Here is an 18,629-nt window from a genome sequence, read left to right on the forward strand (position 1 = left end):
CATTTCAACAATGATTGAGATATTGCATCAATGATGGACGAGCGGCAAGCCGTCGCCGCCTTCGCGGCCCTCGGCCAGGAGCATCGCCTGCGCATCGTGCGCGCCCTGGTCGAGGCGGGACCGGACGGCCTGGCGGCCGGCGTGCTGGCCGGCCAGGTCGGCGTGTCCGGCACCAACGTCTCGTTCCACCTCAAGGAGCTGAGCCGTGCCGGGCTGATCCGGTCCCGGCGGGACGGGCGCTCGGTGATCTACAGCGCCGCCTTCGCGGGCCTGTCCGGCCTCATCGCGTTCCTGCTGCGCGACTGCTGCCAGGGGCGCCCGGAGGTCTGCACCCCGGCCGTCGACGCCCTGGCCGCCTGCCTCTGCCCCCCGGGAGACACCGCCGATGCCTGAGCCGTTCGACGTGATCATCTACCACAACCCGGCCTGCGGCACGTCCCGCAACACCCTGGCGATGATCCGCAACGCCGGCATCGAGCCGCATGTGATCGAGTACCTGAAGACCCCGCCGTCGCGGGCGCTGCTGGTCGGGCTGCTCGATCGCGCCGGCCTCCCGGTGCGCGCCGTGCTGCGCGAGACGGGCACGCCCTACGCCGAGCTGGGGCTCGGCGATCCGGCGCTGACCGACGCGCGGCTGCTCGACGCGATCGAGGCGCATCCGGTCCTGCTCAACCGCCCGCTGGTGGTCACGCCCAGGGGCGTGCGCCTGTGCCGGCCCTCGGAGGCGGTACTGGACCTGCTTCCGGCGCAGCGGGGCGAGTTCGTCAAGGAAGACGGCGAGCGGGTCGTGGACGAGCGCGGCCGCCGCGTCGCCCCCGCCTGAGCGCCATCGTCGACCGGACCGAGGCACCGTCCCGATGCTCGCGCTCGCCATCTTCCTCGTCACCCTCGTCCTCGTCGTCTGGCAGCCCAGGATCTGGCGGTCCGGGCGTCTCGGGATCGGATGGAGCGCCCTGGCCGGCGCGGGCATCGCCCTGGCGACCGGGGTGATCCACCCGGGCGACATCCCGGCGGTCTGGCATATCGTCTGGGATGCCACGTTCACGTTCGTCGCGCTGATCGTCATCTCGCTGCTGCTCGACGAGGCCGGGTTCTTCCACTGGGCGGCCCTGCACGTCGCCCGCTGGGGCGGCGGCTCGGGAAGGCGGCTGTTTCCGCTGGTGATCCTGCTCGGGGCCGCCATCGCGGCGGTGTTCGCCAATGACGGCGCCGCGCTGCTGCTGACGCCGATCGTGCTGGCGATCCTGCTGCGCCTCGACGTCAAGCCGGCGGCGGCGCTGGCGTTCATCGTCGCCTGCGGGTTCGTCGCGGACTCGACCTCCCTGCCGCTGGTGATCTCCAACCTGGTCAACATCGTCTCGGCCAACGTCTTCGACGTGACGTTCGGCCGGTACGCGGCGGTCATGGTGCCGGTGAACCTGGCGTCGCTGGCGGCCACGGTGACGGTGCTGTGGTGGTATTTCCGGTGGGCGGTGCCGGCGACCTACCCGGTCGACGCCCTGGAGCGCCCGGCCGGTGCGATCCGCGATCCGCTGGTGTTCCGGGCAGCGTTCCCCCTGCTCGGCACGCTGCTCGCCGCCTACTTCCTCAGCGCGCCGTTCGGAGTGCCGGTCTCGGCCGTCACCTGTGCCGGCGCCGCGGTGCTCCTGACGCTCGCGGGCCGCGGCCGGGTCGTTCCGGTCCGCACGGTGCTGGCCGGTGCCCCCTGGCAGATCGTGCTGTTCAGCCTCGGCATGTACCTGGTGGTCTACGGGCTGCGGAACGCCGGCCTGACCGACGAGCTGGCCGCGGGCCTGGTCTGGCTGGCCGGGCAGGGGCCGTGGGCGGCGACCGTCGGCACCGGCTTTGCCGCGGCGATCCTGTCCTCGGTAATGAACAACATGCCGTCCGTGCTGATCGGCGCGCTCGCGATCCAGCAGGCCCAGGATCTCGCGCCGATAACCCGCGAGCTGATGATCTATGCCAACGTGATCGGGTGCGACCTCGGGCCGAAGCTCACGCCGATCGGCAGCCTGGCGACGCTGCTCTGGCTGCACGTGCTCGCCCGGAACGGCCGGACGATCACCTGGGGCGAGTACATGAAGGTCGGCCTGGCGATCACCCCGCCGGTCCTGCTCGTCACGCTGCTGGCGCTCGCGGCGTGGCTGCCGGTGCTCGGCGCCCCGTAGGGCCCGGCCCGACGCTGGCCGGCGCCGGGACGACGCGCGGGAATCGTCGGGACCGGGGCCGGCTGCGCGGCGGCCCCGTCCCTGCCGCGCTCAGTACCGCGCCGGCACGTACATCTCGGCCGGGATCGGCCCGCGGACGTAGTCGGGGTTGCGGACCCGCTCGGGCAGGTGCACGGGCGGGCGCTCGACGGTGCCGTAGGGCACCTGCCCGAGCAGGTGGCTGATGCAGTTGAGGCGGGCGCGCGGCTTGTCGACGGCGTCGACCACCCACCAGGGCGCCTCCGGGATGTGGGTGCGGGCCAGCATGTCCTCCTTGGCCCGGGTGTAGCTCTCCCAGCGCCGGCGCGATTCGACGTCCATCGGGCTGAGCTTCCACTGCTTGAGCGGATCGCGGATGCGCATCTCGAAGCGGTGGGCCTGCTCGGCGTCGGTGATCGAGAACCAGTACTTCACCAGCACGATGCCGGAGCGCACCAGCATGCGCTCGAACTCGGGCACCGAGCGGAAGAACTCCTCCACCTCCGCCTCCGAGCAGAAGCCCATGACGCGCTCGACGCCGGCGCGGTTGTACCAGGAGCGGTCGAACAGCACCATCTCGCCGCCGGTCGGCAGGTGGCTGACGTAGCGCTGGAAGTACCACTGGCCGCGCTCGCGCTCGCTCGGGGCGGGGAGGGCGGCGACGCGGCAGACGCGGGGATTGAGGCGCTGGGTGATGCGGTTGATGACGCCGCCCTTGCCGGCGGAATCGCGCCCCTCGAACAGCACCACGACCTTGAGCTTGTGGGTGTGGACCCAGTCCTGGAGCCGGACGAGCTCGTGCTGCAGGCGCAGGAGCTCGCGGAAATAGAGCCGGCGGTCGAGGGCGGGAGCGGTTCCCTCGGGCGGCGGGACGAGACCGGCGAGGCGCTCCTCCTCGATCTCGAGCTCCAGTTCCTCGTCGTAGGCCTCGGCGATCTCGCGCCGCAGCGCCTCGATCATCGCCGCCTGCCGCGACGCCTCGTACTCGCTCATCGGAAGCCCGCCCCTCTCCGTCCCGTGCCGGTCCCGCCTTGAAGCAGCGGCCCGTGACACCCGTGAGAAGGCCCCCGTGACGCTCTCGCGCCGTCGAACGGCTCCGTGCGAGGGCGCGGCGGCACGAGAGGAGGCGACGGCGTGCGGCGGCGGCGCCGCCGGACCGGTCAGCGGCGGGTCGTGGAGCCCGCGGTGCCGGACTTCATGTCACCCGTGCCGCTGCGCGAGGTCGTCCCGGTGGTGTCGGACTTCATCTCGTGACCCGGCGCGTAGCCCGACGCGCCGGGACTGCCCTTCATGCTGCCCCGATCCTGCATCTCGTGGCCGGGCGAGCGGGCGGAAGCGCCGTTCTGCTCGGCCGCGAAGGCGCCGGACATCCCGATGCCGCCCATCAAGGCCGTCGCGGCCACCAGGGCGATCGTGATCTGTTTCATGGCTGTCTCCTGTCGGACGTGGCCAGAAACGGCATCGCGGCTGAAGTGGTTCCGCGTCATCATCCCCCGTCTTCGCGTTCGAACCGGCGCCGGAAACTTTCGTGCGCCGGGGCCGGGATTGCGTGGAACGGTTCTCAGGGCACCGTCGTTGCTGGCGTCATTCGATCTGCATTGATGCGATCGACAGGGAGATGTGCCGATGCGCAGAACCGTCCTTCCTCTTGCCTTCACCGCCATGGCGGCCGCGGCCGGCCTCTTCAGCGCGACCACCGCGGCGCAGGCCGATCCGCCCTGGGCCCGCGGCGGCTACGGCGAGGTCCGCGGCGGCCCGCCGGCCTGGGCGCCGGCGCATGGCTGGCGCCGCAAGATGGAGCGCTGGGGCGACGACCGGCCCTACCGCGCGATGCGGTACCGGGAGGAGCGGCGTTCCTACTACCGCTACTGAGCCGACCGGCCCCGAGAGGATCCCGCGCGGCGCGGGCTCAGGCCCCGGCGGTCCCAGCCGGGGACCTGCAGGGCCCGACCTCGCTCGGCGTCGCCCCGGCGCCCTGCGGCGCGGCCTCGCCGCGACAGGAGACCGGGGCCGGCAGGCAGGCCTCTGGCCGGCCGCCGCAGCAGGCCCGGGTCAGGTAATCGGTCAGGCCGGCGACAGCCGCGGGCCGCGCCGTGTAGATCACCGACACGCCCTGACGACGGGACTCGACCAGGCCGGCCTCCTGCAGGTGGCGGAGATGAAAGGTGAGGGTCGAGGGCGCGCAGCCCAGGGCGGCGCCGAGCCGCCCGGCCGGTACTCCCTCGGGAAAGGCGTGCAGCAGGGTGCGCAGCGCGCGCAGCCGCGTCTCCTGCGCCAGGGCGGCGAGGGCCGCAAGGGCTCCGGCTTCATCGAGCATGGGTCAAGCTTCTATTGCCATCGAAATTCGAAACGTTAAAAAGAGGCAATCCCAGCGGATCAGGGGTCTGCCCTCGCCAATGACGATCGTGTCGACCACGCTCCCGCCCGAGCCTCCCGAAACATTGTCCTCCCACGTCATCCAAGACCACCTGAGAAAGCCCCTCCAGGAATACTTCAGCCCGATCGCCCAGACCGAGCTGCCGGTGCGCCTCGCCGACCTGCTGACCCGGTTCGAGGCCGCCCTGGCGGCTCGGGGCGACGCGATCAGCTTCGACTTCCGTAACGCTTTGATGACGGCCCTGCCGGCCCTGCGTACCTTCGGCCTCTCCCTGTCGCACGACGTGGTGCGGGCCGACGACCTGGTCCAGGAAACCTGTGCCCGGGCCTGGGCGAACCAGCATCGGTTCCAGGCTGGCACGAACTTCACCGCCTGGCTGTTCACGATCATGCGCAACCAGTTCTACACGGAGCTACGGAAGGGGCGCCGAGAAGTCGAGGACGGCGACGGGATCCTGGCCGGTCAACTGGCCGCGCCGGCCGACCAGGACCATGCCAGCACGCTGCGGGTGGTCCAGGAGCGGATGCAGGCCCTGCCGGAGGCCCAGCGCGAGGCGCTGCTGCTGATCGGCGCCGAGGGCTATACCTACGAGGAGGCCGCGGCCCGGATCGGCTGCCAGGTCGGGACGGTGAAGAGCCGGGTGAGCCGGGCCCGCGCGGCGCTGCTGGCGGCGCTGGGCGAGGTCACGGCGCAGTGACCCGGCGGGCGCGGAACCGCCGCGCCCCGTTTCTCGCCATATCGCGAAAGTGGAGATGGTGGGGGAAGTAGGACTCGAACCTACGAAGGCATAGCCAGCGGATTTACAGTCCGCCCCCTTTGCCGCTCGGGACATTCCCCCAACGCTGCCGTCGCCGGCAGGAGCCGCCGCGTCGGCGGCGGGTCCTTATGATGGGGAGGCCCGCACCTGTCAAGGTTGCCGGCCGCACCCACAACGTTCCCCGTCGCCGGCACCTGACGGGTCCTGCGATCACGGAACCGACCTGAAAGATGAAGTGGTGGGGGAAGTAGGACTCGAACCTACGAAGGCATAGCCAGCGGATTTACAGTCCGCCCCCTTTGCCGCTCGGGACATTCCCCCACACTGCCGTCGCCGGCAGGGGCCGCCTCTCGGCGACGGGGCCCTTATGGTGGGGTGCTCGGGGGGTGTCAAGCCGCGATCCATGGCCGGCTCACCGGAGCCGGCTCAGCTTGCCTCAGCGACGTCGCAGAGGCGCAACTCGACCCGGTCGGCGCCGCGCCACCGGTCGCGCGACAGGGTGCCGGCGGCGTGCACGTCGCGGCCGATATGCGAGAGCAGGAGCCGCCCGACCGGCGATTCCGCCGCCCGGAAGGCGATGGCGCCGACCGCGACGCCGTCCCGGCCGCGCAGCTGCGCCTTGACGTGGCCGGTGCCGACGACGCGCGCATCGGCGACCCGGTGGCGGGCGAGCGCGAAGACCGGCTCCGGCGCGCCCTGGCCGAACGGACCGGCCCGCTCGACCGCGTCCGCCAGGTCCGGCTGCACGCCGCCGGCCGAGACGAGGCCGTCGATCAGGAGCGCCTCGCCGAGGCGCGCCTCGGCCACGGAGGCCGCGAGGTCGCCCGAGAGGGCCTCGCGGAAGCGGTCGAGGTCGAGGGCGGCGAGCGTCACGCCCGCCGCCATGGCGTGGCCGCCGCCCTTGGCGGCGAGGCCCGCCTCGACGCAGGCCCGCACCGCCCGGCCGAGATCGGCGCCGGGAATCGAGCGGCCCGACCCCGTGGCGGTGCCGTCCTGGCGGAGCGCGAAGGCGAAGGCCGGGCGGCCGAAGCGCTCCTTCAACCGCGCCGCGATCAGCCCGACGATGCCGGGATGCCAGTCCGGGTTGCCGGCGACGAGGACCGGCTGGTCGGGGTCGCGCTCGAGGCGCATGCCCATCTCGGCCTCGGCCTCGGCCACGGCGGCGGCCTCGATCGCTTGGCGCTCGCGGTTGAGCGCGTCGAGCTGGGCGGCGATGCCGGCGGCCTCGATCGGGTCCTCGCAGAGCAGCAGGCGGGCGCCGAGCGTCGCATCGCCGATGCGCCCGCCGGCATTGATCCGCGGCCCGAGCAGGAAGCCGAGATGCCAGGCCTGGGGCGCCTCGGAGAGGCCGGCCGCGTCGAGGAGGGCGGCCAGCCCCCGCCGGCCGCGGCCGCGCATCACGGCGAGGCCCTGGCGCACGAAGGCGCGGTTGAGGCCGTGCAGCGGCACCACGTCGGCGACGGTGGCGAGGGCCACGAGGTCGAGCCCGGCCATCAGGTCGGGAATCGCGAGGCCGTCGCGGCGCAGGCGCCGGTTGAGCGCGACGAGCGTGAGGAAGACGACGCCGGCGGCGCAGAGATGGCCGAGGCCCGACAGGTCGTCGAGGCGGTTCGGGTTCACGACCGCGCGGGCCCGGGGCAGCACCTCCGGGGCGCCGTGATGGTCGAGCACGACCACGTCCATCCCGAGGCGGGCGGCCTCGGCGAGCGGCTCGTGCCCGGCGGTGCCGCAATCGACCGTGACGAGGAGGGTGGCGCCCTCCTCGGCCAGCATCCGGACCGCCGCGACGTTGGGGCCGTAACCTTCCGTGATCCGGTCGGGGATGTGGAGCCGGTAGGGCACGCCGAGATCGCGCAGCGCACTCGCGAGCAACGCCGCGCTCGCCGCGCCGTCGACGTCGTAATCGCCGAAGATCGCGACCTTCTCGCGGGCCAGGATCGCGCTCGCGAGCCGGTCGGCCGCCGCCTCCATGTCGACCAGCACGGCGGGGTCGGGCATCAGGTCGCGCAGGCGCGGCTCGAGGAAGCCCGGCACGGCGTGAAGATCGACCCCGCGGCCGGCCAGCACCCGGGCCAGCACCTCCGGCAGGCCGTGGCCCTGCGCGATGGCGACCGCGAGGCTCTGCGCCTGCGCCGAGGCGCAGCGCTCGTGCCAGGGCCGCCCGAGGGCGGAGCGGTGAACGTCGAGGAGCGGGCGGGGCAGGTCGAGGAGCGTGGACACGGGGGGAGTGTAGCCGGATTCGCGAGGGCGCGCTGCCGCAGCCGGGCGACAGTGGGGGGCGTTTACGCTTGAGGCGCACCGCGTGAACCCTCCCCCCTTTGCGGGGGAGGGCTGTTCGGGGAAAATCCCTTTTAGAAAAAAGCGCGGGATCCCCTCTCCCGTGTGGGAGAGGGGTAGGGGTGAGGGTGGCGCGGTTCAGTGTGAAGCGCAGAGCGTTGAGCTGCGCAGCTCGATGGTTCAGGATCATTGCGGAACCCGAGCCACCCTCACCCCCGACCCCTCTCCCACACGGGAGAGGGGAGGCGCGCCATTCTTTTCCTCGGACAGAGCCCTGCGTAGAGGGTGAGGGTGCAGCGGCGCGGGCCCCTGGAAACGCGAAAAGCGGGGCACGTGGCCCCGCTTTCCCGGTCCCGGAGCAGCGCGCTCCGGCAGATCGTGCCCTCGCGGGCCGACCGTCAGAAGTTCTTGACGATCTCGTCGACCACCTTCTTGGCGTCGCCGAACAGCATCATGGTGTTGTCGCGGAAGAACACCTCGTTCTCGACGCCGGCATAGCCCGAGCCCATGCCGCGCTTGATGAACAGCACGGTCTTGGCCCGCTCCACGTCGAGGATCGGCATGCCGTAGATCGGCGATTGCGGATCGGTCTTGGCGGCCGGGTTGGTGACGTCGTTGGCGCCGATCACGAAGGCCACGTCGGCTTGCGGGAACTCGCCGTTGATGTCCTCCAGCTCGTGCACCTCGTCGTAGGGCACGTTGGCCTCGGCGAGGAGCACGTTCATGTGGCCCGGCATGCGGCCCGCCACCGGGTGGATGGCGTACTTCACGTCGACGCCGGCCTTCTTGAGCTGGTCGGCCATCTCGCGGAGCGAGTGCTGGGCCTGCGCCACCGCCATGCCGTAGCCCGGCACGATGATGACCTTCTCGGCGTTCTTCATGATGAAGGCCGCATCGTCCGCCGAGCCCTGCTTGACCGGCCGGGTCTCGACCTGCCCACCGCCCGAGGCCGCCGCGGCGTCGCCGCCGAAGCCGCCCAGGATCACCGAGATGAACGAGCGGTTCATCGCGTGGCACATGATGTAGGACAGGATCGCGCCCGACGAACCCACCAGCGCGCCGGTGATGATCAGCGCGAGGTTGCCCAGCGTGAAGCCGATGCCCGCGGCCGCCCAGCCCGAATACGAGTTGAGCATCGAGACCACGACCGGCATGTCCGCGCCGCCGATCGGGATGATCAGCAGGCCGCCGAGCACGAAGGACAGGATCACGATCAGCCAGAACAGCACCTTGCTGCCGCCGCCGATGAAGCCGGCGAGCAGCGCCACCAGCACGATGGCCAGCACGATGTTGATGGCGTGGCGCTGCGGCAGCATGATCGGCTTGCCCGACATGCGGCCGTCGAGCTTCAGGAACGCGATCACCGAGCCCGTGAAGGTGATGGCGCCAATGGCGACGCCGAGCCCCATCTCGAACAGCGACTGCTTGTGGATGGCGCCGTTCTCGATGATGCCGAAGGCCTGCGGCGCGTAGAGCGCGCCGGCCGCCACCGCGACGGCCGCGAGGCCGACGAGGGAGTGGAAGGCCGCGACGAGCTGCGGCATCGCGGTCATCGGCACGCGCTTGGCGATCACCGCGCCGGCGCCGCCGCCGATGCCAAGACCCAGCAGCACCAGGAACCACGCCCCGACGCCGGACGGCGCATGGCCGACCAGCGTCGTCAGAATGGCGATGCCCATGCCGATCATGCCGTACAGGTTGCCCTGCCGGGAAGTGGTCGGGTGGGACAGGCCCCGCAGCGCCAGGATGAACAGGACGCCGGAGACGAGGTAGAGGAGCGAGGAGACGTTCTCCGACATCGCCTCAGGCCTTCTTCTTGTACATGCTGAGCATGCGCTGGGTGACGAGGAAGCCGCCGAAGATGTTCACGCTGGCGAAGACCAGGCCGATGAACCCGAAGAAGCGGGCCCAGCCGGTGCCCTTCTCGATCAGCGGGACGCCGACGGCCAGCAGCGCGCCGACCACGATCACCGAGGAGATCGCGTTGGTGACGGACATCAGCGGGGTGTGCAGGGCCGGGGTCACCGACCAGACCACGTAGTAGCCGACGAAGATCGCCAGCACGAAGATCGCAAGGCGGAACACCGTCGGGTCGATGGCGCCGTGGGTCGCGGCGGCGACGCCGTGGCCGACGCTGTCGGCGATGATCGCCGCCTGGTCGGCGGCGCGGGCGGCAATGTCGGCCGCGTTGCGGGCGGCGGCGGCGGCGGCGCGCGCCTGCTCGGCCGCCTGGTCGGGGGGAAGGGTGGCCATGAGGTCTCCTCCGATTGCGGGGCGAGCGGCTTTAGGCCGCCTTGGGCTGGAAGTTCGGATGGACGACGGCGCCGTCGCGGGTCAGGCAGGTCGCCTTGACGAGCTCGTCGTCCCACTTGATCGCCAGCGTCTTCGCGGCCTTGTCGACGAGGGTCTCGACGAAGGCGTAGAGGTTGCGGGCGTAGAGGCTCGACGAGGTGGCGGCGAGGCGCCCCGGCACGTTGGCGTAGCCGACGATCTTCACGCCGTTCCCGGTCTCGACGACCTCGTCGGCCTTGACGCCCTCGACGTTGCCGCCGCGCTCGACCGCGAGGTCGACCAGGACCGAGCCCGGCCGCATCGCCGCCACCATGTCGGCGGTGACGAGCTTCGGCGCCGGCCGCCCCGGGATCAGCGCGGTGGTGACCACGATGTCCTGCTTGGCGATGTGGCTCGCGACGAGCTCCGCCTGCTTCTTGCGGTACTCGGCCGACATCTCCTTGGCGTAGCCGCCGGCGGTCTCGGCCTGCTTGAACTCGTCGTCCTCGACGGCGACGAACTTGGCGCCGAGCGACTCGACCTGCTCCTTGGCGGCGGGCCGCACGTCGGTGGCGGTCACCACCGCGCCCATGCGGCGGGCGGTCGCGATGGCTTGCAGCCCGGCGACGCCGGCGCCCATCACGAAGATGCGGGCCGCCGGCACGGTGCCGGCCGCGGTCATCATCATCGGCAGCGCCCGGCCGTAGACGGCGGCGCCGTCGACCACCGCGCGGTAGCCCGCGAGGTTGGCCTGGCTCGAGAGCACGTCCATCACCTGGGCGCGGGTGATGCGGGGCATCAGCTCCATGGCGATCGCCGACACGCCGGCATCCGCCATCGCCTTGACCTCGGCCTCGTGGCCGTAGGGGTCCATGATGGCGATCACGACCGCGCCGCGCTTCAACGCGGGCAATTCGTCGGCGGCGGGACGGCGCACCTTGAGGACGACGTCCGCGCCCTCGGCCGCGGCCTTGGCGTCGGGCGCGATCGAGGCGCCGGCGGCCTCGTACTCGGCATCCGGCACGCCGGCCTTCAGGCCCGCGCCGGACTGCACCGTTACCTCGGCCCCCAGAGCCTTGTACTTCTTCACCGTTTCCGGGACCGCCGCGACCCGCGGCTCCGCCGGATCGGTCTCGGATAGGACCGCGATCCGCATTCAGACTTCCTTTGGTCGATACACGGCGCGGTGCGCCGATCCCCCCTGAGGGCGGCATGTACAAGGCCACGCCTGCCCCACAACTGTAAAGCCGTTCCCTCTCGCGAGGGAACGGCTTCGGTTACAAATCTTTCACCATTAAGTCATGCACAATTTATATGCGCGACGAGGAAAGGGCGGGCAGGCCGCCCGCCTCCCCTAATAGAAGGCCAGGAGCAGGGCGAGCAGCACCGCTACGGCGGCGGGGGCGCGCCAGCGGATTCCGGGGGAGAGGGCCCCGATGGCACCCGCGATGCCGCCGAGCACGACGCCGACGATGGCAGTGATCCAGGCCTCGCGGACGCCGCCAACGGCGAGCGACAGCACCCAGCAGATCACGACGCCGGTGGCGATCTCGACGAAGCTGACGAAGCCCCGGTAGGTGGCCTCGTGGGTCGGGCCGTCCATCTCCGGGCTGTAGGCGGAGTCGGTGGCGTGATCGATGTTGGCCATGATGCGGTGGACCCCGGCTTGTGCTCGTTGGCCGGGCTTTAGCGCATGCCCAAGGTCCGGGCAATCGGCCGATGGGCGGCGGCGTTTCGCGGGACGGGCCGTCCCGCCGCCACCGTAAATCCTTGCGAGGGCTCGCCTCTTTCGCGTCCGAGCCGGCCCGGACCGGCATCCGGGCCATCATGGATCAAAGGTCGAAGGTGCGGATCCGCACCTTTTTCCGGTTCCAGGAAGGAGCGGCGCCCCGCCTCCGGCCCTCAGGCCGGCTGCGGCAGGCCCGCCTTCTCCAGGGCGGCGTGCTGGCGGGCGGCGAGCTCGTCGAGGGAGAAGCGGTCGATCTGGGCCTCGAACAGGCGGTGGTAGTTCAGCTCCGAGCGCAGGTGCAGGAACACCGCGCCGAGGCCGACCGCCGCCCGGTCCATGAACACGAATTCCCGCGGCACCGTCACGGGCCCCCGCTCCTTCAGGGCGCGGTGGACCTCGAAGGCCTGGCGGCGGCCGTACTCGCTCGGCTTGACGCCGTCCGCCACCGTCCGGACCCGGTCCTCGAGCAGCGGCCCGTAGATGAAGCGGGCCCAGATGTTGAGGGTGTCGACGAGGTCGCGGGTGAGGTTGCGGAAGCCCCAGCTCTCGTAGGCGTGGACGATGCGCGCCTCGTCGCCGTGCAGCAGCCCCTTGTAGAGGTCGACCACGCCGCCGACGAAGCGGGGATGGAAGATGCGGATGCAGCCGTAGTCGAGCAGGTTGATGCCGGCCGGCTCAGCCCCTTCCGAGAACACCGTGTAGTTGCCGAGATGGGGATCGCCGTGGATCACCGCGGCGCGGCTGAAGGGATGCCACCAGGCCTGGAACATCGAATGCGCCAGACGGTTGCGGGTCTCCAGCGGCCCGCCGGTGAAGTTCAGGATCTTCTCGCCCTCGAGCCAGCCTTGGGTCAGCAGGCGCCTCGTCGAGAGGTCGGGATGGACGACCGGCACCCGCACCGTCCCGACGCCCTTGAGCACGTCGGCGTAGAGGGCGGCGTGCTTCGCCTCGCGGGTGTAGTCCAGCTCCTCCCGCACCCGGTCGCCGATCTCCTTGGCGATCTCACGGGTGTCGATGACCGAGCTGATGCGCCGGTGGAGGGCGAAGGCGAGCTCGAGCTGCTTGATGTCCGCCTCGACGGCGGATTGCATGTCCGGGTACTGCAGCTTGCAGGCCAGCTTCACGCCATCCAGAGTCTCGGCCCGGTGGACCTGGCCGAGGGAGGCGGCGGCGGCCGGACGCAGGTCGAAGCTACCGAAGCGGTCCTTCCACTGGGCCCCGAGCTCGGCGGCCATGCGCCGCTTGACGAAGGCCGCGCCCATCGGCGGCGCCTCGGATTGCAGCTTCTGCAGCTCGGCGGCGTATTCCGGCGGCAGCAGGTCCGGCACGGTGGCGAGGAGCTGCGCCACCTTCATGATCGGCCCTTTCAGGCCACCCAGCGCCTGGGCGAGGGCGGCGGCGCTCGACACGTCCTCGCCCTTGCGGCCGAGGAGCCGCGCCCCGGCCATCCGGGCGGCGACGCCGCCGACATTGGCACCGACCTTGGCATAGCGGGCGGCGCGGGCGGAGAAGCGATTGGCTTCGCTGTCGGAGGCGGACATGCGGGACGAGGCTCGTGCGAGGAGGCGCGCGGCGGCGCCGCGCGTCGGTCTTGGAGCCTAGATAAGACCGGGGCCTGGTCCCGCCAGGGCGACCGGACAGCGCGGGGGATGCGCGGCGGTCAGGATTGCCGGAGCGCGGCGCGCAGCACCCGCACCATCTCCTCGACCGCGCCGTCATGATCCTCGGCGCGCACCGCGTAGGCCACGGAGGCGTCGAGATGGGTGCTGATGAGCTGCAGCACCGCCTCGCGCACCGCCGCCGTGATGGCGTTCATCTGCTGCACCTCGTCGAGGCAGTAGCGGTCCTCCTGCACCATGGCCTGGAGGCCGCGCACCTGGCCCTCGATGCGCTTGAGGCGCTGGAGGATCGGCTTTTTTTCCTCTTCGGAGCGGCGGATCTGCAGGCGTCCGTCGACGTATTGATAATCCATGATGCGCTTTTCCCCGACCGAGGGTCCGCTCGCCCGGAAGGGCGCGGGCGGCCCGGGGCGACGTCGGGTTCGGTGAACGATGGCCGCCCTATCCCTAAGGAACGGCAATCGATCCCCCATCAGGGGCGCGCAGGTCAAGCTCAATCTTGGCACCGCGCACCGGCACGCCCCCTCCCGACGGACTAGGTCTTGCTGTTCGTGACAGTGGGCGCGGTCATCTGCTCCCTCTGGGCGCCGGAATCCGGCCGCGCGGGCCCGAGCACCGGCTCCTCGCCGAGGGGCTCGAACGCCTTGAAGTGGAACTGGCCCTTGCCGTCGATCGACGGGCCTTCCGCGTAGCGCCCCGGGGGCACCGGCGCGCCGTTGCGGTCGGTGCCCATGAACATGTAGCTGAACTCCTGCGCCTCCTTCGACGGGTCGAAGCTGTTGGGCACCGGCAGCGCCTCCTTCAGGCCGCCCATGTCCTCGACGATCGCCAGCCATTGCTGCTGGTGCATCGTATCGCGGGCGATGAGGAAGCTCAGCATGTCCTGCATGCCCTTGTCGTGGGTGGAGTTGTAGAGTCGCACCGCCAGGGTACGGCCGGTCGCCTCCGCCGCCACGTTGCTGAACATGTCGCCGACGAGGTTGCCGCTGGCATAGACGTGCGAGCAGTCGAACGGCACGCCGTCGCAATCGGCGGGCAGGGCCGCCATGCCGGTGGAGAGCAGGTGGCGCTGGAGCATGCCCTCGACCACGTGGCGCGGCCGCTCGCCGCCGCCCAGCACCGCGCCGACGATCGGGTTGGCCTGGGCGGTGGTCTCCTGCAGGGTCGCCGGCGCGTCATCGAGGTTGAGCGCGACCGCCGTCGACAGCATCTCGATGTGGCCGATCTCCTCGGTGGCGGTGTTGAGCAGCACGTCGCGGTACTTGGTGCTCGGCCCCCGGGCGCCCCAGGCCTGGAAGAAGTACTGCAGGCAGACGCGGATCTCGCCTTCGATGCCGCCGATCGCCTGCTGGAGCTGGCGGGCGAACAGGGGATCGGGCTTGTCCACCTTGACCGGGTACTGCAGGCGCTTGTCGTGATAGTACATCGGGGTCTCCTGGCCGTTGGGTCGCGGTGATCCCGGGCGCGACGCGCCACCGACGCCGCTGCGCTCTATTCATACTCAGTATGAGTATGTGGAATCGCCGACCAACGCCTCGCCCGTGGGGCAGTTCGAGCGTGGCCGGGGAGGTTTTTCGCGCTGCGAGAGGCGGGGAGGGCGGGGCGCCCTTTCCCGGCGGGCGGCCGAGCGCGCGGTGGATGAAGACGGGCGCAGCGGGAGGGCGAATCCGGAGCCGGGACGTCACGGACCCTGGCGACGCGGCCGAGAACGCACGAAAGGCCGGCACGAGACGCGGCAAAACCGGGCACCGGCCGAAGCCGCTCCCGGTTTCAATCCGTCAAATCCGGCATCCGACCAAACAGAGGTTTGGTGGAGCTGAGGGGATTCGAACCCCTGACCTCCGCAGTGCGATTGCGGCGCTCTCCCATCTGAGCTACAGCCCCGCCGTAAGCGGGCATATGTCATATCGCCGAGGCGATGTCACTACCCGGTGGCTCCGTACCACCTGCCTCGCCACCCTGCCAACCCTGCGTTAACCACGCGAGGCAGGCCTGGTGGAGCTGAGGGGATTCGAACCCCTGACCTCCGCAGTGCGATTGCGGCGCTCTCCCATCTGAGCTACAGCCCCGTCCGAGGCGGGTGCCTTGTAGGCCGGCCCTTCTCAGCCTGTCAATTCCCTTGGTGGGCCCGCCGCGCCGCGATCGCGCGCGGGTCGCCGGGCTCGCACGGACCGCGCATGCGCTCGATTCTCTGGCTCATCGACAACATCATCACGATCTACGTGTATCTGCTCATCGCCAGCGCGGTGCTCAGCTGGCTCGTGGCCTTCAACGTGGTCAACGTGCGCAACCCGATCGTGTCGCAGATCGGGGAGTTCCTGTTCCGGGTGACCGAGCCGGCGCTGCGGCCGATCCGGCGCATCCTGCCGAACCTCGGCGGCATCGACATCTCGCCGATCATCCTGGTCCTCGGCCTGTTCTTCCTGCGCAACCTGATGTTCGAGCTCTTCGCCGGCATGGCCTGACGGCCGGCGATGGCCTCGCCCTGGCGGATCACGCCCGAGGGGATCGAGGTCCGGGTGCGGGCCACCCCGCGGGGCGGGCGCGACGCCCTCGACGGCGTCGAGACCCGGGACGACGGACTGCCCGTGCTGAAGGTGCGGGTGCGGGCGGCGCCGGAGGACGGCGCCGCCAACGCGGCGATCCGGGACGTGCTGCGGCGCGCCCTCGGGCTGCCGGCCTCGGCGGTAACGCTCGCCGGCGGGGCCACCGCGCGGATCAAGCTCCTCCGGATCGCCGGTGACGGACCGGCCCTGGCGCGGCGGCTGAGCGACCTGACGGCAAAGCCCCCCATCCGCGGGGCTTGACCGTCGGCCGGGGCTGCCCCTCAAATCCCCCGACGACACCGGCCGGACCGGCCGACACCATCCAGAGCCTGCCGGGCGCCGCGCGTGCCCGGCAGGCTCGCGCGCGAGGGGCGACGATGAAGACCAATCCGGGCCGTTTCTTCGAGGATTTCCGCCTCGGGGAGACCATCCGCCACGCCACGCCGCGCACCGTGACCGCCGGCGACGTGGCGCTCTACACCGCGCTCTACGGCCCGCGCTTCGCGGTGCAGTCCTCCGACGCCTTCGCGGCCGCGTTCGGCTACGCCCGGGCGCCCCTCGACGACCTGCTGGTGTTCCACGTCGTCTTCGGCAAGACGGTGCCGGACATCTCGCTCAACGCGGTGGCCAATCTCGGCTACGCCGAGGGGCGCTTCCTGCGCCCGGTCTATCCGGGCGAAACGCTGAACGCGGTCTCGGAGGTGATCGGCCTCAAGGAGAGCTCGAACCGCCAGACCGGCGTGGTCTACGTCCGCTCCACGGGTTACGACCCACAGGGCGAGGCGGTGCTGAGCTATTGCCGCTGGGTGCTGGTGCGCAAGCGCGACCCGGAGGCCCGGATCGAGGTCGAGGCGGTGCCGAACCTCGCCAAGGCGGTGGCGCCCGAGGAGCTGGCGGCCGGCCTGCCGCCCCTCGACGGGCGGGCCTACGATCTCGGCCTCGCCGGCAGCCCCTACCGCCTCGGCGACTACGCGGCCGGCGAGCGCATCGACCACGTCGACGGGATGACCGTCGAGGAGGCCGAGCACCAGATCGCCACCCGGCTGTTCCAGAACACCGCCAAGGTCCATTTCGACGGCTTCGCGGCCAAGGACACCCGCTTCGGCAAGCGGCTGATCTACGGCGGCCACGTCATCTCGCTCGCCCGGGGCCTGAGCTTCAACGGGCTCGGCAACGCCTTCTCGATCGCCGGCATCAATGCCGGGCGCCACGTCGCGCCGCTGTTCTCCGGCGACACGGTCTATGCCTGGAGCGAGGTGCTGGCGGTCGCCGACCTGCCGGGCCGCCGGGACGTCGGAGCGCTTCGCCTGCGCACGATCGCGACCAAGAACCAGCCCTGCGCCGCCCATCCGGACAGGGCGGGCGACGGCACCGACCCGGCGGTGATCCTCGATCTCGACTACTGGGCGCTGATGCCGCGGTGAGCGCGGCATCAGCGCTGCGCAAGGCGCGCGTCGGCCGGGACGGGGACCGCCCGAATACTGCCGACGACGTGGCCCGGGCGGTGACGTAACGGCTCCTTCACCCTCATCTCGTAAACAGGTCACGGACATGGATGACCGGTGACCCGATGCTGACGCGCTTCTCCCGCAAGGACGGCTTCCTCGAACTGCTCGCGACACGCGCCGGCGTCGGGCTGTGGGAGGTCATCCCGCACCAGGGCGACCTCGCGCATCCGAAGACGAAGGTGACCTGGACGCCGGAATTCCGCCGCATCGTCGGCTACACCACCGTCGAGTCGTATCCGGACAAGCTGGAATCCTGGTCGAGCCGGATCTACCCGGACGATCTCGACCGCATCATGACCGCCTTCGCGGCGGCGATCAAAGACGTCAAGAACCAGGGCGCCTACGACGTCAAGTACCGGATCGTGATGCCGGACGGCCAGCCGCGCTGGTTCCGCGCCACCGGCGGCGCGGCCTACGACGCCAACGGCGTGCCGCTGCGGATCTGCGGCTCGCTCGTCGACATCCAGTCCGAGATGGAGGTCAAGGTCGGGCAGGAGGCGCGGGCGCGCCAGCTCGACGCGCTGATCGCCGCCTTCGGCCGGGACGCCGCGACCCTGTTCGCCAGCCTGTCGGGCGCCGCCGCGGAGATGCAGGCGGCGGCGGCCGCGATGGCCGGCACCGCCGACCAGACCAGCGCCCGCTCGAACGAGGTCGCGGGCGCCGCCGGCCACACCTCGACGAATATCGGCACGGTCGCGGCGGCCTCCGAGCAGCTCGGCAGCTCGGTCAACGAGATCGGGCGCCAGGTGCAGGGCTCGGCGAGCCTTGCCGAGGCCGCGGTCGTCGAGGCCGATTCGACCGCGCGCCTGGTGCAGGAGCTGAGCGGCGCGGTGAGCAAGATCGGTGACGTGGTCAGCCTGATCTCCTCGATCGCCGGCCAGACCAACCTGCTGGCGCTGAACGCCACCATCGAGGCGGCGCGGGCCGGCGAGGCCGGCCGCGGCTTCGCCGTCGTCGCCGCCGAGGTCAAGGAACTCGCCAACCAGACCGCCAAGGCCACCGACGAGATCTCCTCGCAGATCGCCCGGATCCAGGATTCGACCGCCCAGGCGGTGTCGGCGATCGGCGGCTTCGGCGCGCGCATCCGCGAGATCAGCAGCGTGACGACGGCGATCGCAGCGGCGGTCGAGGAGCAGAACGCCGCGACGCAGGAGATCGTCCGCAACGTCGCCCAGGCCGCCGCCGGGGCCGACGAGGTGATGAGCGGCACCGCCACCGTGTCGGCCTCCGCCGAGGAGACCGGCCGGAACGCCGCGCGGGTCATCACCGCGTCGTCGGACGTCGCGGGCCGCTCCCGCGAGCTGCAGGGGCAGACCGACGCCTTCCTGGCGAGCGTCCGGGCGGCCTGACGAGACCCCG

Annotated in this window: 20 protein-coding genes and 4 tRNA genes; 9 read left to right on the forward strand and 15 right to left on the reverse strand. The window is 71.2% G+C overall.

What is annotated here, in order from left to right:
• Positions 1-33: 33 nt before the first annotated feature.
• Genes A5481_RS18085 through A5481_RS18095 form a run of 3 tightly spaced genes read left to right on the forward strand, consistent with a single transcriptional unit; the run spans position 34 to position 2,168 of the window.
• Positions 34-393: an ArsR/SmtB family transcription factor gene (locus A5481_RS18085; RefSeq protein WP_048432929.1), complete on the forward strand. Its 360-nt coding sequence runs from the start codon at positions 34-36 to the stop codon at positions 391-393.
• Complete coding sequence (gene arsC / locus A5481_RS18090) at positions 386-823, forward strand: arsenate reductase (glutaredoxin) (RefSeq protein ID WP_048432890.1); 438 nt, start codon at positions 386-388, stop codon at positions 821-823. The genes A5481_RS18085 and arsC overlap by 8 nt, the downstream gene beginning before the upstream one ends.
• A gap of 34 nt (positions 824-857) precedes the next feature.
• Entirely contained in the window at positions 858-2,168 is a 1,311-nt protein-coding gene (locus A5481_RS18095; protein ID WP_048432891.1) for an arsenic transporter, read from the forward strand.
• A 90-nt stretch (positions 2,169-2,258) separates the two neighbouring features.
• Here A5481_RS18095 and ppk2 read toward each other — a convergent pair whose 3' ends face one another.
• Both ppk2 and A5481_RS18105 read right to left on the reverse strand, forming a co-directional pair.
• Positions 2,259-3,146: a polyphosphate kinase 2 gene (gene ppk2, locus A5481_RS18100; protein ID WP_425339726.1), complete on the reverse strand. Its 888-nt coding sequence runs from the start codon at positions 3,144-3,146 to the stop codon at positions 2,259-2,261.
• Between the two features lie 200 nt (positions 3,147-3,346).
• Positions 3,347-3,613 carry a hypothetical protein gene (locus tag A5481_RS18105; RefSeq protein WP_048432893.1) on the reverse strand — a complete coding sequence of 89 codons (267 nt, stop codon included), beginning with the start codon at positions 3,611-3,613 and terminating at the stop codon, positions 3,347-3,349.
• Positions 3,614-3,812: 199 nt separating this feature from the next.
• Here A5481_RS18105 and A5481_RS18110 point away from each other — a divergent pair, with 199 nt between their 5' ends.
• A complete protein-coding gene (locus tag A5481_RS18110) occupies positions 3,813-4,058 on the forward strand; it encodes a hypothetical protein (protein ID WP_048432894.1) in 246 nt (81 codons plus the stop codon).
• A 37-nt stretch (positions 4,059-4,095) separates the two neighbouring features.
• Here the strand turns inward: A5481_RS18110 and A5481_RS18115 are convergent, their stop codons facing one another.
• Positions 4,096-4,503 (reverse strand): ArsR/SmtB family transcription factor, encoded by a 408-nt coding sequence (locus tag A5481_RS18115; RefSeq protein ID WP_048432895.1) that lies wholly within the window; start codon positions 4,501-4,503, stop codon positions 4,096-4,098.
• 79 nt (positions 4,504-4,582) lie between these two features.
• Here A5481_RS18115 and A5481_RS18120 point away from each other — a divergent pair, with 79 nt between their 5' ends.
• Complete coding sequence (locus A5481_RS18120; RefSeq protein ID WP_053082295.1) at positions 4,583-5,260, forward strand: sigma-70 family RNA polymerase sigma factor; 678 nt, start codon at positions 4,583-4,585, stop codon at positions 5,258-5,260.
• Positions 5,261-5,316: 56 nt separating this feature from the next.
• Here the strand turns inward: A5481_RS18120 and A5481_RS18125 are convergent.
• From A5481_RS18125 to A5481_RS18180, 12 genes are all read right to left on the reverse strand, one after another.
• Positions 5,317-5,401: transfer RNA gene (locus A5481_RS18125), tRNA-Tyr, on the reverse strand.
• A gap of 155 nt (positions 5,402-5,556) precedes the next feature.
• Positions 5,557-5,641 (reverse strand) — tRNA-Tyr (locus tag A5481_RS18130).
• A 105-nt stretch (positions 5,642-5,746) separates the two neighbouring features.
• Complete coding sequence (recJ, locus tag A5481_RS18135; RefSeq protein WP_048432896.1) at positions 5,747-7,540, reverse strand: single-stranded-DNA-specific exonuclease RecJ; 1,794 nt, start codon at positions 7,538-7,540, stop codon at positions 5,747-5,749.
• Between the two features lie 455 nt (positions 7,541-7,995).
• The gene (locus A5481_RS18140; RefSeq protein WP_048432897.1) at positions 7,996-9,396 is read right to left on the reverse strand and encodes an NAD(P)(+) transhydrogenase (Re/Si-specific) subunit beta; all 1,401 of its coding nucleotides are present in this window, start codon (positions 9,394-9,396) and stop codon (positions 7,996-7,998) included.
• A 4-nt stretch (positions 9,397-9,400) separates the two neighbouring features.
• Positions 9,401-9,850 (reverse strand): proton-translocating transhydrogenase family protein, encoded by a 450-nt coding sequence (locus tag A5481_RS18145; RefSeq protein WP_048432898.1) that lies wholly within the window; start codon positions 9,848-9,850, stop codon positions 9,401-9,403.
• Between the two features lie 31 nt (positions 9,851-9,881).
• Entirely contained in the window at positions 9,882-11,024 is a 1,143-nt protein-coding gene (locus A5481_RS18150; protein WP_048432899.1) for a Re/Si-specific NAD(P)(+) transhydrogenase subunit alpha, read from the reverse strand.
• A gap of 198 nt (positions 11,025-11,222) precedes the next feature.
• Positions 11,223-11,516: an aa3-type cytochrome c oxidase subunit IV gene (locus A5481_RS18155; RefSeq protein WP_048432900.1), complete on the reverse strand. Its 294-nt coding sequence runs from the start codon at positions 11,514-11,516 to the stop codon at positions 11,223-11,225.
• Between the two features lie 254 nt (positions 11,517-11,770).
• On the reverse strand, positions 11,771-13,138 hold the full coding sequence (locus A5481_RS18160) for an ABC1 kinase family protein (RefSeq protein ID WP_048432901.1): 1,368 nt from the start codon (positions 13,136-13,138) through the stop codon (positions 11,771-11,773).
• A 119-nt stretch (positions 13,139-13,257) separates the two neighbouring features.
• On the reverse strand, positions 13,258-13,569 hold the full coding sequence (locus tag A5481_RS18165; protein ID WP_048432902.1) for a metal-sensitive transcriptional regulator: 312 nt from the start codon (positions 13,567-13,569) through the stop codon (positions 13,258-13,260).
• Between the two features lie 182 nt (positions 13,570-13,751).
• On the reverse strand, positions 13,752-14,642 hold the full coding sequence (locus A5481_RS18170) for a manganese catalase family protein (RefSeq protein WP_048432903.1): 891 nt from the start codon (positions 14,640-14,642) through the stop codon (positions 13,752-13,754).
• A gap of 382 nt (positions 14,643-15,024) precedes the next feature.
• Positions 15,025-15,100, reverse strand: a tRNA-Ala gene (locus tag A5481_RS18175).
• A 109-nt stretch (positions 15,101-15,209) separates the two neighbouring features.
• Positions 15,210-15,285 (reverse strand) — tRNA-Ala (locus A5481_RS18180).
• Positions 15,286-15,393: 108 nt separating this feature from the next.
• Between A5481_RS18180 and A5481_RS18185 the strand changes: the two genes are divergently transcribed.
• The 4 genes from A5481_RS18185 to A5481_RS18200 all read left to right on the forward strand — a co-directional run bounded on the left by A5481_RS18185 (position 15,394) and on the right by A5481_RS18200 (position 18,619).
• A complete protein-coding gene (locus A5481_RS18185) occupies positions 15,394-15,681 on the forward strand; it encodes a YggT family protein (RefSeq protein WP_048432904.1) in 288 nt (95 codons plus the stop codon).
• Between the two features lie 9 nt (positions 15,682-15,690).
• Positions 15,691-16,023: a DUF167 family protein gene (locus A5481_RS18190; RefSeq protein ID WP_048432905.1), complete on the forward strand. Its 333-nt coding sequence runs from the start codon at positions 15,691-15,693 to the stop codon at positions 16,021-16,023.
• A gap of 116 nt (positions 16,024-16,139) precedes the next feature.
• Complete coding sequence (locus A5481_RS18195) at positions 16,140-17,186, forward strand: MaoC family dehydratase (protein ID WP_048432906.1); 1,047 nt, start codon at positions 16,140-16,142, stop codon at positions 17,184-17,186.
• 131 nt (positions 17,187-17,317) lie between these two features.
• Positions 17,318-18,619, forward strand: coding sequence for a methyl-accepting chemotaxis protein (locus A5481_RS18200; protein WP_048432907.1), 1,302 nt, complete (start codon positions 17,318-17,320; stop codon positions 18,617-18,619).
• The last annotated feature ends 10 nt before the right edge of the window (positions 18,620-18,629 follow it).

The organism is Methylobacterium platani, assembly GCF_001653715.1.
In the GTDB taxonomy this organism is placed as follows: domain Bacteria; phylum Pseudomonadota; class Alphaproteobacteria; order Rhizobiales; family Beijerinckiaceae; genus Methylobacterium; species Methylobacterium platani.